General features: G+C 39.0%; 12 protein-coding genes and 1 riboswitch. Of the genes, 2 read left to right on the plus strand and 10 right to left on the minus strand.

Annotated features, from left to right (window positions below):
• The 4 genes from AC52RT_RS14455 to AC52RT_RS14470 all read right to left on the minus strand — a co-directional run.
• Positions 1-1,218 (minus strand): AMP-binding protein (locus AC52RT_RS14455; protein WP_495541391.1); only part of this gene is annotated, 1,218 nt, incomplete at its 3' end.
• Positions 1,219-1,292: 74 nt separating this feature from the next.
• Positions 1,293-2,066, minus strand: coding sequence for an SDR family oxidoreductase (locus AC52RT_RS14460; RefSeq protein WP_495541400.1), 774 nt, complete (start codon positions 2,064-2,066; stop codon positions 1,293-1,295).
• Between the two features lie 23 nt (positions 2,067-2,089).
• Positions 2,090-3,322, minus strand: a complete 1,233-nt coding sequence (locus AC52RT_RS14465) for an acyl-CoA dehydrogenase (RefSeq protein ID WP_495541392.1) — start codon at positions 3,320-3,322, stop codon at positions 2,090-2,092.
• Between the two features lie 200 nt (positions 3,323-3,522).
• Positions 3,523-4,878, minus strand: a complete 1,356-nt coding sequence (locus tag AC52RT_RS14470; protein WP_495541393.1) for a TrkH family potassium uptake protein — start codon at positions 4,876-4,878, stop codon at positions 3,523-3,525.
• Positions 4,879-5,133: 255 nt separating this feature from the next.
• Between AC52RT_RS14470 and AC52RT_RS14475 the strand changes: the two genes are divergently transcribed.
• Positions 5,134-5,325 (plus strand): alpha/beta-type small acid-soluble spore protein, encoded by a 192-nt coding sequence (locus AC52RT_RS14475; RefSeq protein ID WP_040374223.1) that lies wholly within the window; start codon positions 5,134-5,136, stop codon positions 5,323-5,325.
• A 108-nt stretch (positions 5,326-5,433) separates the two neighbouring features.
• On the opposite strand, the gene AC52RT_RS14480 is transcribed toward AC52RT_RS14475, so the two are convergent.
• The 6 genes from AC52RT_RS14480 to AC52RT_RS14505 all read right to left on the minus strand — a co-directional run bounded on the left by AC52RT_RS14480 (position 5,434) and on the right by AC52RT_RS14505 (position 12,874).
• Complete coding sequence (locus AC52RT_RS14480; protein WP_495541394.1) at positions 5,434-6,750, minus strand: anti-sigma factor domain-containing protein; 1,317 nt, start codon at positions 6,748-6,750, stop codon at positions 5,434-5,436.
• Positions 6,747-7,496, minus strand: coding sequence for an RNA polymerase sigma factor SigI (sigI, locus tag AC52RT_RS14485; protein ID WP_495541395.1), 750 nt, complete (start codon positions 7,494-7,496; stop codon positions 6,747-6,749). Before sigI ends, AC52RT_RS14480 begins: the two co-directional genes overlap by 4 nt.
• 290 nt (positions 7,497-7,786) lie before the next feature.
• Positions 7,787-8,980 carry an MFS transporter gene (locus AC52RT_RS14490; RefSeq protein WP_495541396.1) on the minus strand — a complete coding sequence of 398 codons (1,194 nt, stop codon included), beginning with the start codon at positions 8,978-8,980 and terminating at the stop codon, positions 7,787-7,789.
• Positions 8,981-9,148: 168 nt separating this feature from the next.
• A complete protein-coding gene (locus AC52RT_RS14495) occupies positions 9,149-9,916 on the minus strand; it encodes a TerC family protein (protein ID WP_495541397.1) in 768 nt (255 codons plus the stop codon).
• Positions 9,917-10,013: 97 nt separating this feature from the next.
• Positions 10,014-10,113, minus strand: a riboswitch (yybP-ykoY riboswitch).
• 84 nt (positions 10,114-10,197) lie between these two features.
• Positions 10,198-11,757 (minus strand): aldehyde dehydrogenase family protein, encoded by a 1,560-nt coding sequence (locus tag AC52RT_RS14500; protein WP_495541398.1) that lies wholly within the window; start codon positions 11,755-11,757, stop codon positions 10,198-10,200.
• Positions 11,758-11,770: 13 nt separating this feature from the next.
• Positions 11,771-12,874, minus strand: a complete 1,104-nt coding sequence (locus AC52RT_RS14505; protein ID WP_495541401.1) for an SDR family oxidoreductase — start codon at positions 12,872-12,874, stop codon at positions 11,771-11,773.
• 288 nt (positions 12,875-13,162) lie between these two features.
• Here AC52RT_RS14505 and AC52RT_RS14510 point away from each other — a divergent pair.
• Positions 13,163-13,463: FtsW/RodA/SpoVE family cell cycle protein (locus AC52RT_RS14510; protein ID WP_495541399.1), on the plus strand; the 301-nt coding region annotated here is incomplete at its 3' end.

Below are 13,463 nucleotides of genomic sequence, written 5' to 3' on the forward strand. Positions count from 1 at the left end.
CACGGCAGTTTCTTGAGGCATATTCCAGTATCCTTTCATAATCTGCGGTCCTTTAATAATTAATTCTCCTAGTTCACCAACAGGGACTTCCTCTGTACCTGTGGCCAAATCAACCACTTTATAATCTGTAGATGGAAATCCAATTCCTACACTTCCAGGCTTTCTTTCCGCGAACATAGGGTTACAATGTGTAGCTGGAGAAGCTTCAGTCAGTCCGTAGCCTTCATAAATTTTTGAACCTGTCTTCTTCTCAAACTCACGAAGCAGCTCAATCGGCATCGGCGCACTTCCACTATTGCAGACTCTAATCGAATTAATTCCATACTCCTCAGCGCGTGGATGACTGTTGATCGCTACATACATGGTAGGAACGCCAGGGAAAATCGTTGGCTGCTCCTTCTTAATGGTATTCAATACCTCTTCTAAATCAAAACGCGGCAGCATAATCGAATCATTGGCTGTATAGATAGAATAGTTCATAGCAGAGCTCATCCCAAAGACATGAAAAAGAGGGATAATGGTTAGAAATCGTTCACTCCCAATTCCGGTACTCTCTTTGAAAAACTCATAAGTCTGAAGAACATTCGCTAAGATATTACGATGTGTCAGCATGGCACCCTTTGAGCGTCCTGTTGTCCCGCCTGTGTATTGCAGAACAGCAATATCATGTTCGGTATCTATTTCAACAGGTGTGAATTTCCCAGCACCAAGTTTTAAAAATTCATCAAAATAACTATCTGGGGTAACATCATACTCATCAGGCTGAAGACTAACAACAATGATATTTTTCACCTGTACACTTGGCTGAACCTTCTTAACTAGCGAATAAAAGCCATCCAAAACAACGATTGTTTCGGCACCTGAATCGTTTAACATATATTCAAGCTCACGTTCAACCGACATCGGATTAATCTGTGTAATGATTGCTCCTGCTGCTAGCGCACCATAATAGGCCATTACATACTGTGGACAATTCGGTAGCATAATGGCGACTCTGTCTCCTTTTTGAATGCCCTTACGTTGTAATGAAGATGCAAATGCAATCGAAGCAGCGTATAATTCTTGATATGTGATCTTTCGGCCAAAAAATGTGATTGCCGTATTTTGGGGATATTTCTGAGCTCTATCTAGGAGGATTTGAGGCAAGGTGATGTCTGGGATGTTAATTTCCTTATTAATGGAATCCGTATACTTCGATAACCAAACTTTTTCTTTCATTTTACTGATACCTCCACCATTTCAATTTTTCGAACAACTTTTTATGAAATGCTAGACAAAGATGAAATGAAAAATCACCCTGCGTGACTGCCCCCATCAACAATTAGACAATCTCCCGTGATATAGTTTGATGCATTTGAAGCCAAAAATAACACTGCGCCCTTTAAATCATCGTCTCCCCCAAACCTCTTTAGCGGAGTAGAACGAAGCAGAGAATCCTTTCCTTGTTCAATAATGACTTTTGACATTTTAGTTGGGAAAAATCCAGGAGCAATCGCATTAACATTAATGTTATATTGACCCCATTTTACAGCTAAATCTTTCGTAAAAGTAATGATTGCTCCCTTGGATGTGTTATACCCTATCGCATCCATAACATCAGGATGCGTCCCGCCTAAACCTGCAACAGATGCAATGTTGATAATTTTGCCTCCGCCTTGTTCTATCATGACTCTGCCTGCAGCCTGTGACATTAAGAAAGTACCTGTCACATTTGTATTCATCACCTTCTGCCAGGCTTCTAAAGGCATATCCACGACAGGTGCTCCCCAAGAAGCCCCGCTGTTATTGACCAGGATATCGATGGAACCAAAGACCTTTTTTGTTTCCTCAACCACTAGCTGGATATCTTCTTGTTTGGTCACATCACATGTTAGTGCTAATGCTTTTACACCGAGTGCTTCAATTTTTAAAGCGGCTTCGTCACAAGCGGCCTTTTTACGTGAGCATAGCACGACATTTGCCCCTGCTTCTGCCAATCCAATTGCTATTTGTTCCCCTAATCCTCTTCCTCCACCCGTTACAATGGCGGTCTTTCCTGTCAAATCGAATAATTCAAGACTTTTCATAATCAATCACACCTTTCCCCTCGTTAAACATTCACTTTCTTGCTAACTGACTCATATTTTTTAAGCTCAAGCTTGGCTACTTGTGCACGATGCACTTCATCTGGCCCATCTGCAAGGCGCAGTGTTCTCGCATTTGCCCATTGAGCAGCAAGTGGGAAGTCATCTGAAACTCCTGCTCCTCCTAGTGCTTGAATCGCTCGATCAATCACCCGTAGTGCCATGGAAGGAGCAACTACTTTAATCATCGCAATCTCAAGCTTGGCTTCTTTATTCCCGACCGTATCCATCATGTAAGCCGCCTTAAGTGTTAAAAGTCTTGCTTGTTCGATTTCTATTCGAGAATCGGCCACCCATTCAAGAATAACGCCTTGCTTAGCAAGCGGCTTTCCAAAGGCTTCTCTATTTTGTATCCGCTTACATAAAGTTTCAAGAGCTTTCTCTGCAGCACCGATTAACCGCATGCAATGATGAATTCTTCCCGGTCCAAGTCTTCCTTGTGCGATTGCAAAGCCTTTCCCCTCTCCCCAAAGAATATTCCCTGTTGGAACTCTCACATTATCAAAAGAAATTTCTGCGTGTCCATGTGGTGCATGATCGTAACCGAATACAGGAAGAAGTCTTTCAATTTTCACACCAGGTGTATCCAATGGAACAAGAATCATCGATTGCTGTTCATAGCGACTTGCATCAGGGTTACTTTTTCCCATAACGATAGCAATTTTACACCGAGGATCACCAGCACCTGAAGACCACCATTTACGGCCATTAATGATATATTCATCGCCCTCTCTCTCAATACGAGCTTCAATATTCGTAGCATCCGAAGAAGCCACTTCCGGTTCTGTCATTGAAAAACAAGAACGTATTTCGCCATTCAAGAGAGGCTGCAGCCATTGCAGCTTCTGGCTTTCACTTCCATAACGAACAAGCACCTCCATATTTCCTGTATCAGGTGCGCTGCAATTAAAAACCTCTGGTCCAATTAAAGACCGCCCCATTATTTCACATAATGGAGCATATTCAAGATTTGTAAGACCTGCCCCATATTCACTTTCTGGTAAAAATAAGTTCCATAGACCAGCTGTTTTTGCCTTTTCCGTCAACTCACTCATAATAGGTGGAATACTGCTCCAACGAGAATCTCCTTGATTTAACTGTTCTAGATACGTTTTCTCATTTGGATAAACATGTTCATTCATAAAATGTTCGAGTTTTTCCTGTAGTTTCTTCGTTTTCTCTGAGTATAAAAAATCCATTAATTTCTCCCCTTCCACTACTAACTGACTAGTTAGGTTATAATTCTCTCTCAATGTAAGCGTTTCCTTTATTTTGAAGTATTTTTTTTACAATGAGTTCTTTTCGACGGTTCGTGAGAACAACCTTCATCAGAAAAAAGACTGCCTTCCCCCCCTCCATATTCCTGGACAGGTGAAAAACAGTCTTCTTTAAATGATTTTTATCCAACAATGATTTTTTCCTTCGGATAATGATAGTTATCTGTTTTCTCACGTCTTCCTAAAATCAACAGAAAGGAGGTGATTCCTACCCGTCCGATAAACATTAAAATCATGATAACAATTTTCCCAATATTACTTAGTTCAGGCGTTACTCCCGTGGAAAGTCCGACTGAACCAAACGCAGAACATACCTCAAATAAGATTTCTGTAAGGGAAAAATTTTCAGTGATAGAGAGTATAAAAGTAGAAACCGTACAAAGCACAATTCCTCCCATCATAACAGCCGTAGCTTTATGGATATCATCTTCATATATTTCACGATTAAATATTTTGATGGTTTTTCTACCACGAGCATAATTCCAAAGAAATAGTACCATAACGGCGAAAGTTGTTGTACGAATCCCGCCTCCTACCGAGCTTGGAGAAGCACCAATAAACATCATTCCACTCATAACTAGCAGCGTAGCTTCTGAGAAGTCACTGACATCCATCGTGGCCAGTCCACCGCTCCTTGTATTGGAAGACATAAATAGAGAATAGAAAAATGTTTCATGCCAGCTTTTATTAACAAAAAATCCCTTTAATTCAAGCAAAATGATTAAAATCGTTCCAGCAACAACAAGGGACATAAACGTGACCGATGTAATTTTTGTAAACAAAGAAAATCTGAACTTATACGTTCGATCACGGCTTGAAAGAAAATCCTTCAATTCGATTAAGACCGGAAACCCAATGGCTCCCAACGTTAAAAGTATAATGGAGACAAATTGGATAAAATAGTCTCTGTGATAGGGAATCATTGATAATCCAGTAATGTCGAATCCAGCATTCGTTGTGGAACTGATGGATAAGAACAATCCGTGAAGAAATGCTTCGCGCCAATCAGGATAATAACCAAGGAAATGGATTCCAAAAACAATTGCGCCAATGAACTCAATGATCAGAAATATTTTAATCAATTCAATTAACAACTTTACAGAACCGGAAAGCTGTGTTTGATTCTGATCCGTCATAATTAATTGGCGTTCCTTTAATCCGATTTTTTTGCGCAAAAGGAGCCAAAAAAATGTCCCTAAAGACATAATCCCAATTCCGCCGAACTGAAGAATAAACATTAGAAAGAAAATACCAGTAATACTAAACGTTTCAACTGTATTCACGACATTTAAACCCGTTACACTGACCGCGCTCACAGCCGTGAAAAGAGCATCTTTAAATGTCCACTGTACGCCTGAGTGGGTCGCAACCGGCAGACTTAACAGGATGGTCGAGATACTTACTGCCGCAAAATAATAACCAGTAATGATTTGGACCGGGCTCAGCTTAGCCAGTTTTTTTTTAAATTTAACCCACATAGGATGTTCCTTTCCATCTGCTAGACCATTTTTTTCCTAGCAGCAAATCACTTACATTTTACTGTTCCTATCCATATTTGTCTAATGTTCTTTTAAAAGAAGAATGGAATGGATCAGGTAATGATTAAGGTTTGCTTTAATAAGGATGTGTTTCCATTGAAAATCAAATCAAACACAGGTTAAAAAACTGTATTCTTCCCATAATAAAAAGACAGTAGCTAACTACTGTAACAAATTCAGCAGGGAGAGATCAACATGGCTAACAGCCGTAACAAACTTTTAGTCCCAGGAATTGAACAAGCTCTTGATTCCATAAAATACGAAATCGCTCAAGAATTTGGTGTTCAGCTTGGGTCCGATACAGTCGCACGGTCTAATGGATCGGTAGGCGGAGAAATTACCAAACGTCTTGTCCAACAAGCACAACAGCAACTCAAAGGAAAATAAAAATTTCATATCAAATGGATTAAATAACGAATGATAAGTCCCTATAAAGGACTTTAAGTTTGGCCAGGCTGCCCTATGGGTCCTGGCTTTATTTTTGGGCTTAGAACATTAGAAATGTTCATGTGGCGTTCGATGTTCTCGCTTATCAGTTCCTCTTTCATCTCGATTATGATCCTCTTTCCTCCGTTTATCAGGAGTAAAGTCAGTCTGTTTCTTATGATTAATTGGTTTGTTTTTTTGATTTTCTTTTTTGTTAGTTTGATGCATCTGTTTTTGTTCTTTTATATTTTGATACTGTTTCGGTGTCTCTTTTTTCTTTTGGTTATTTATTTGTGGACTTGCCTTTGTCTGCTGAATCTTATTTTTCTGTTGAATTACAGTGTGTTCCTGTTTCTTTGTTCCACCATTACCTTTTGAATCAGCCTTTTTCACTTTCACTACCTTAGTACTCTTTGTCTTTACAGCAGGAGTCTGAGATTTTGTGACTACATCTGCATGCTTTGTTTTAGTTGAAATCTGAGAACTTGGGACTACATCTATACTCTTTTTTTTACTTTGAGTCTCAGAACTCCGGACTAAATCTTCACTCTTTTTTGTAGTTGAAATCTTAGAACTTGGAACTACATCTGCACGCTTTTTTTTACTTTGAGTCTCAGAACTTGGTTTAGCAATTCTGCCCTCGACAGCGGCGCGATTTTCGCTTGTCGCTGGAGTCTTTTTTAGGCTGGCCCCTGATTCCTTAACTTCAGTATCTTGTTCTTTTTTCTGCTCTTGCTTTCTCTTGTTTTCAAGATACGTACCCGTCGATATTCCTTGCTCTTTAGCTTTTGAGCGTTCTTTTACTGTTGCTTTCATAATTTTAACGTCAGCTTCCGGTACTACCTTTTGGCTGGAAATTTTCTCCAGCTTTTCGTCAAGTTTCTTTGTTAGTACTTTATTATTTTCAAGTAATGTAGCTGTAACAAGAATCTGTTGCTTGTTATCTACGTATCCAGAATCTTTAGTTGCTTTAACAATCATATTGGTCATAAGCGTAACATCGGTATCTTCCCAATCCCTTATCTTATCTATGACAATGAGACCTTCCTTATTAATTCCGTATAAGTCCACTACTCTTAGATTATCATTAAGACTTAATTCTATGCTTGGATTGATGTCGATTGTCACATATGCAAAAACCTTTTCATTAAAATAACTTGGCAGAACTGAAAGGACCAGCAGGATACTAACCATTGCCGAAACAAGAGCAGATCTTGTATAGAAACGCACTGCGGACTTAGGCCTCTTCACGTCGTAAGGAGAAAAGTAGATTTCTTTACCAATTTCATATAGCTCTTCTTCCTTCTTAGAGCGATGGAATTCACCTTCAGGAGTTAACAATGTTAAAAAATGTTTATCTACAGATAGAATGACACCCTTCTTCATTCCGCCATCCCCTCTTTTACATAGTCATTTAAAAATAAATACTCTCCGTTTAATATGATTGCAACAGCGATAATATATTTTCTATTTCGTTCGATTGTTTTCCTGCTGACAGTAACCAACTCTTCCAATTGTTTGACCGGCAGCCGTTTTTTTGTCAGTAGTAAATTATTTAAATTCTCATTTTGAACCAAAAGCTTCGCGATATGGATGGCGGTCATTCGTGCATCAGTATGCTTTGGAGAGGCTTTGGCTAGTTCCGAAAAAGTAATTCCAAATTCTTGTAGGCGATATGTATAAGCCTTGATCTCTTCACGTCTTTTCTCTGATTCTAACTGCTGTTCATATTCCTCGATGGATTTGTCATCTCCGAATTCAGAAGTTCCTCTTTCCTCCTCTGAAGCGGCTCCTTCTAAAAATACATCAGGTCCTTTTGATTGGGTCCGTATATAATCAATCACTCGACGCTTAATCATAACTTCTGCAAGTGCCAACAGTGAACTGCCCTTTTTAGGACAATATTTATTTATCGCTTCATTAAAGGCAATTAAGCCAATACTGAACTCATCATCTGAATCATTTATATAACGTTTGCAAACCGAAGACACTGTCTTCGCAACAAAAGGCTGGAAAGATTGGATTAATTCATTTCGAAGGATATTGTCACCCTTCTGAATTTTTAGTACTTTTTCTTCTAAAGAACGTCTTTTTTTATATGCTGCAAATAAGACACTCAGCATCTGGTTCACCTCGTTCCATTCCTAATAAAATAAAGCTTTAACAACCTTATTCTTTAGAAGAGGTGGCCTAAAAGACAGTTCCAAAAGTCCTATTTTCTACATATTTTGTTGAAACCTGCAGGAAAATGTCGATTTTATTCTGTTTTTACACAAAATACCGTTCTTTATTAGAAGATACGAAACAATCTAGTTTCTTTCGGGGGTGTATGTTTATGGTTAACTTGTAGACATCCATCACATCTCAAAAGTACTTTCTACACAAAACAAAAGCTTTCCTCATAAAGGAAAGCAGAATCTGTTTATAGGAATAGTTTTGATTTTTGACTGGTTCCTTTGTATTGCTTCACAGCAAAATAGGCTACGAGAACAACGGAAACAATACCAAAACATAAAACCATGTTCTTAAAGCCAATTGTATCTAAAAAGAACCCTGAACAGACCAAAACGACCTGAAAAGATATTCTGTCTAACATACCGCGAAAAGAGAAAAATCGTCCGTGAAATTCTCTCGGTACAGTCGTTTGAAACATCGTTGCTGCAACCGGAAAAAAAGCACCTGCTGAAAAACCAAAGACAGCAAAAGAAATAATGGCAGGAATTCGTAAATCGGCAAAGTACAAAGAAAGGTGCGTAAATGCTATCACAATTGAGAAAGTCATCATAATTTTCACAGGATCTTTACCATCAAAAAAACGTTTAACAAGAAAAGCGCCTAGCATAAATGCAATCCCTTCTGCAGTATACAGCCAGCTTTTGATTTGCGGATCATCTTGTAATTCACTTATTTTAAGCACCATTAAATTAAAACTTCCGAGAAAAAGAGTAGGAATTAAGAATAAAAATAGTCCCATAACAACTTGAGGAAGTGTCTTCAATAAAGGCAATAATTCCTTAAAATTACCTTTACCAGCTCCTTTATTTTGCGGAGTATTTTTTTCTTCAAAATTAAGGAAAAGTGTGCAGAAGAAAATAATAATATAAGATAAAATCGCCAAACTATATAGACTAAACAGAGAAATGTAAACCAAAAGGATACCCGCTAACACCGTTCCAAGTATTCTTGCTATTGTTCCTGCATTCATGTGAATTCCATTCAATGTTAAAAGGTCTCCATCTTTCGCAACCATAGGGATGCATGCTTGCAAAGCTGGAAAATAAAAAGCAGCCGCTAAGCCAATCCCGACCATATAGACTACCATCCACCAGATGTTCTCCTGCATGAGGGCTAAAAACATAAACCCTGTTGATAAAATGCGTGCCGCCCCTGCATAAAGTAAGATTCTTTTCTTCGATGTTACATCAATAATCCGTCCGGCCATCGGGCCAACTAATAAACCTGCAAACATTCCTGCTAATAGGATTAATGATTTATATAAGTCTGACGGCACTAATGCTTGTAAAAATTCAAGATTTCCAATTACACCAAGCCACATTCCTAAACCAGCAATAAATTCACCACTAATTAAAATCCAGACATTTTTATTTCTCAACATAAATAATTATTCACCCTCGTCACATCATATATTTCGCATCCCTAAATATATTAATCCGATTCAAGTCCAATGTCTAGCTAATTTTTTGAATATTTAACCAACGTACCAAAAAAAGCTGGAGCTTATGCATATGTCTGCATGAGCTCCAGCTTTTTTTGGTTAGTACAGTTAAATTTCTTGAACTTCTTTTTCTGTATTTTTACCTGAAAGGAAGAAACCGCCAACGCTAAGGCCAATCAGCACGATCCAGAATGTCATCTTCCATGGTCCCGATTCAGGGAAATGGTGATCTAGGATTCCAACTGATGGATGAGCAAGTGTGAGTACTGCAAGCTTAACCCCAACCCAACCTACAATAAAGAAAGCTGCTGTTTCTAGTGAAGGACGTTTGCGCAGTAATTTAACAAATGAAGATGCGGCAAAACGCATAATGACTAATCCAACCATACCGCCTAAAAGCATAACGGAAAATTGTCCTCCGTCGATGCCGCCGATCTTAAACCAGCCTGTTGCCGGAAGTGTAATTGCTAGGGCAACTGCCGCAAGCATTGAATCCACTGCAAACGCAATATCCGCTAATTCAACCTTAAGGACCGTCATCCAAAAACCAGATTTTTTCTTTTCTTTAGCTTTACCTTCATTATTTTTACCCTTAAATTTCTTATAAATATGATGGATCGCAATGAATAAGAGATACGCGGCTCCCAGCGCTTGAATCTGCCATACATCAACCAAGAACGAAATAAAGAAAAGACTAAGGAAACGAAAGACTAAAGCGCCTAACAGTCCATAAAATAAAGCTTTTTTCTGCTGTTCTAATGGTAAATGTTTAACCATGACGGCCATAACGACCGCATTATCTGCTGCCAAAATACCTTCTAACCCAATTAAGACCAATAATACCCAACCATACTCCAATAGCAATGATGCATCCATTAATAGTAACCTCCTATATAGTATCTTCTTTACCCTATAGGCATCAGGCTTTTGAAGCAAATAAAAAGACCTCTGCCATATAGGCAAAGGTCTTGCTGAGCACAGTGTGTGTGCCAACAAAGCCGGTGGACGTTCATCCACGAAATGACGACTTTGTTTTAGGGTAAACCCTAACGCTACTCCCCTTTGTTAAAAGGAAAATCATTTAAATTAACTTAAGTATACTAGAATCCTAGTCCGCATACAACTATTATATTCAATTATTATTGAACGGGTGATTATTATTTCTTTTTCTTAGCCATTTTAAATAAATTAAGATATTCTTTTGCAAAAATACTCCAATTAGTTCTTGCAGAGAAATAGTTCTGGAACATAGACAAAAACTTCGGATATTTTCCTTTGTATGGATACCACTGAATTTCTGTATTCTTCTTACCTGAATCAGTCATGATTGATTTTTCATGACAGAACATCCGCAATCCATTTTCCCCATGATAGCGGCCAATGCCACTTTGTTTGGTGCCTCCAAACGGGAGATGGTGATTGGCTACGGAGATTAAGACATCATTGATAATGACTGCACCAGATACGAGCTTTGAGGCAACTCTTGCTGCTTTTGCTTGGTCCATCGTCCAAACACTTGAATTTAACCCGAATTGACTATCATTAGCCAGGCTAATCGCTTCTTCTTCTGTATCAAAGGCGACAATTGGCAAAACCGGTCCAAAGGTCTCCTCATTCATTATTTTCATTGAATGATTAACATGAGAAAGAACGACAGGCGGTATAAAGTATGTGTCACCACGCTCCCACTTATCTGGCGGTATGCCTGCTTCTAAAACAGCCCCCCTCTTCAGTGCATCTTCAAGATGATCAGCCACGATTGTAAGCTGTTCTGGGTAGGTCATTGAACCAATATCATCGGAAAGCTCTGTTCCCTGCGTCAGCTCGTTTACCTTTTCCTTCAGAAGCGTTAAAAAGGGCTCATACATGGCTCTTTCAACATACACACGTTCTACACTCATACAAACCTGACCGCTGTTCGTGAATGCCCCCCACAGCGCTGCATTGACCGCTCGTTCTAGGTTTGCATCCTCAAAGATAATCATTGGATCCTTCCCGCCTAGTTCCAGGGTCACAGGTATTAATTTTTTTGCCGCAGTTTCACCGATTATTTTTCCCGTACGAACTGAGCCTGTGAAGAAAATATAATCTGGATTCTGATCCGTCAACGCAGCTCCTAATTCCTTGCCACCATGGGCAAAACCAATTACTCCTTCAGGGAAACCAGCTTCCTTAAACAGCCCTTCCATGCACTTTCCAACAAGCGGGGTAACTTCTGATGGTTTTGCAATCACCGTGTTTCCCGCAGCCGCTGCATTTAGTATGGGAACCATCGCTAATTGGAATGGGTAATTCCAGGGTGAAATAACCAAAACCGTTCCTCTAGCCATATATTCCACATAGGACTTCTTACCAATTAACAGCAGCGGTGTCGATGCTTTCTGCCTTGATAGTGACTTAACAGCATGCTTTTCTATGTGACGAATCGCATCAAGTGTTGGCATAATATCCGCAACAATCGCTTCCGTTTTTGGCTTACCTGTATCCATTGCAATAACCTCAGCAATTTCATCCATTTGTTCAACCATAATTAATCTAAGGTTTTTAAAATAGACCATTCTTTCCGACACGGATAGACCAGACCAGTCTGTAAATGCAGCATGAGCTCGGTCATATAAAAAATTTATTTCCGCCAGAGGGGTTTCATCAATCTCTGCAATTTCTTTCCCTGTGGCTGGTGAATAGACTTTCCAACGTGAATGATTAACTTCCTCCATAATTATACTTCCTTTACTTAATACTTATTTGATAGTTCTGTTCGTGTTTATGCTGTAGATAAAATTCAACCATGGCTGGAACTCCATCTCGAAACCTTGGGCAAACAATCCCAGACCCTGTCAAATCAGCTTGAGCAGCCGAACAATCAAAACGTCCTTTCCAGGTAAAATACTCCATGGCCTCTTTCTCAATACCTAAATAGGTTCGCACAGATTTAATAGAAAGGAATAGATTACTGACTCCCATCGGAATCATCCCGCGAGGATTCCGGTTAAACAATTCTTTAACAAATAATTCATAGATTTCAGTCGCCGTTGACGGCTCAGGATCGGTAAGATGATAGGTTTTCCCAGTTCCTTCTTTATATAATGCCAGATAGGCTGTCGCCTGTATAATATAATCAATCGGAACAAGATTTACGACACTATCGGTTTTTGAACCAATATATGGATTGAAAGGTAAAAAGCTCATGCGGTCTAAAAAATTCAGGATAAAATAAGGACCATCGAATTTCACCGTTTCACCAGTCTTGGAGTGCCCTTTAACGATTCCCGGCCTAATAATCGTCACAGGAACCCCCTCACTCTTCAGGCGCTCGACAAGCACTTCAGCATCGTATTTAGTGCGTTCATAGTGGTTTTTAAAAGAAGGAGGTTTTACTAGCTCATGCTCATAGAGCACCCCTTCTCTTGTTCCAGCCACATAAGCAGTACTGAAATAGATATAGCGTTCCAGTTGGGTAAGGTCTTTCACCCAATTATTCACATTTTCTGTTCCCTTCACATTGACCAACTGTGCAGTCTTTTCATCGACAGCTAAATCGTAAATTGCTGCCAGGTGGAAGACATGAGTTATTTCAGTACGCAATTTCACATTTTGCTGTGGTGATATGTCTAGGTTAGTCTTAGTGATATCCCCTTGTACGACTCCAAACTGAACAGCACTCCCAGCCATAGATTGTTGAATACTCTTTATATCGTCTTCAGCTTTCTTTACCTGATGCGGGAGAACAAGCAAATAAATTTTATCTGCGTTAGCATCTCTTCTTAAAAGTTCTTTAATTAATTGGTGGCTGATAAAGCCCGGAAACCCAGTAAAAAAATAAATATGCTTCATTCTCAAAATTTTTCCCCCTGTATCGTTATGATTATCATTCTACCAAAAAAAAAATAAAGTTTGTAATATTCTGTCAATGAAATGAGTTTTATATCTTCTTTTACTACTCTTTTAAAAGGATTCTAAGGGCTTAATAGAGGAATTTTAGGGGTATTAGAATGATAATGCAGAAGAACGATTGATGGCTTCGAGTAAAAAAAAAATTTATATTATCCATTCGTCTGATTTTCCGTTACTATATAAGAAGACGCCGACAAATGGCATATACATATTAGAGGTGAGGCACAATTGAAACAAGTATTAAAAGCATATGATTATCCTATCTTCATCGCAGTGGTGCTGCTCACTCTATTTGGACTTGTTATGGTTTACAGTTCAAGCATGATTATAGCAGTAGCAGGCAAATATAAAACCTTAGGATCGGATTTCTTTTTTGTCAAACAAAGAACCGCACTCATTATTTCCTTCGTCGCTATGTTCGCTGCCATGATAATCCCTTACAAAGCGTATAAAAATGTAAAATTTTTGATGTTTATGATGATTGGTATATCGGCAGCGTTAGCCTTCGTTACCATGTTTGGCTACACAT

Source organism: Peribacillus sp. (genome assembly GCF_059453735.1).

Bases quoted from the DNA above. Each gene is read 5' to 3' on its own strand.
- AC52RT_RS14460 (WP_495541400.1), bottom strand. From the start codon at position 2,066: ATGAAAAGTCTTGAATTATTCGATTTGACAGGAAAGACCGCCATTGTA.
- AC52RT_RS14465 (WP_495541392.1), bottom strand. From the start codon at position 3,322: ATGGATTTTTTATACTCAGAGAAAACGAAGAAACTACAGGAAAAACTC.
- AC52RT_RS14470 (WP_495541393.1), bottom strand. From the start codon at position 4,878: ATGTGGGTTAAATTTAAAAAAAAACTGGCTAAGCTGAGCCCGGTCCAA.
- AC52RT_RS14475 (WP_040374223.1), top strand. From the start codon at position 5,134: ATGGCTAACAGCCGTAACAAACTTTTAGTCCCAGGAATTGAACAAGCT.
- AC52RT_RS14480 (WP_495541394.1), bottom strand. From the start codon at position 6,750: ATGAAGAAGGGTGTCATTCTATCTGTAGATAAACATTTTTTAACATTG.
- AC52RT_RS14490 (WP_495541396.1), bottom strand. From the start codon at position 8,980: ATGTTGAGAAATAAAAATGTCTGGATTTTAATTAGTGGTGAATTTATT.
- AC52RT_RS14495 (WP_495541397.1), bottom strand. From the start codon at position 9,916: ATGGATGCATCATTGCTATTGGAGTATGGTTGGGTATTATTGGTCTTA.
- AC52RT_RS14500 (WP_495541398.1), bottom strand. From the start codon at position 11,757: ATGGAGGAAGTTAATCATTCACGTTGGAAAGTCTATTCACCAGCCACA.
- AC52RT_RS14505 (WP_495541401.1), bottom strand. From the start codon at position 12,874: ATGAAGCATATTTATTTTTTTACTGGGTTTCCGGGCTTTATCAGCCAC.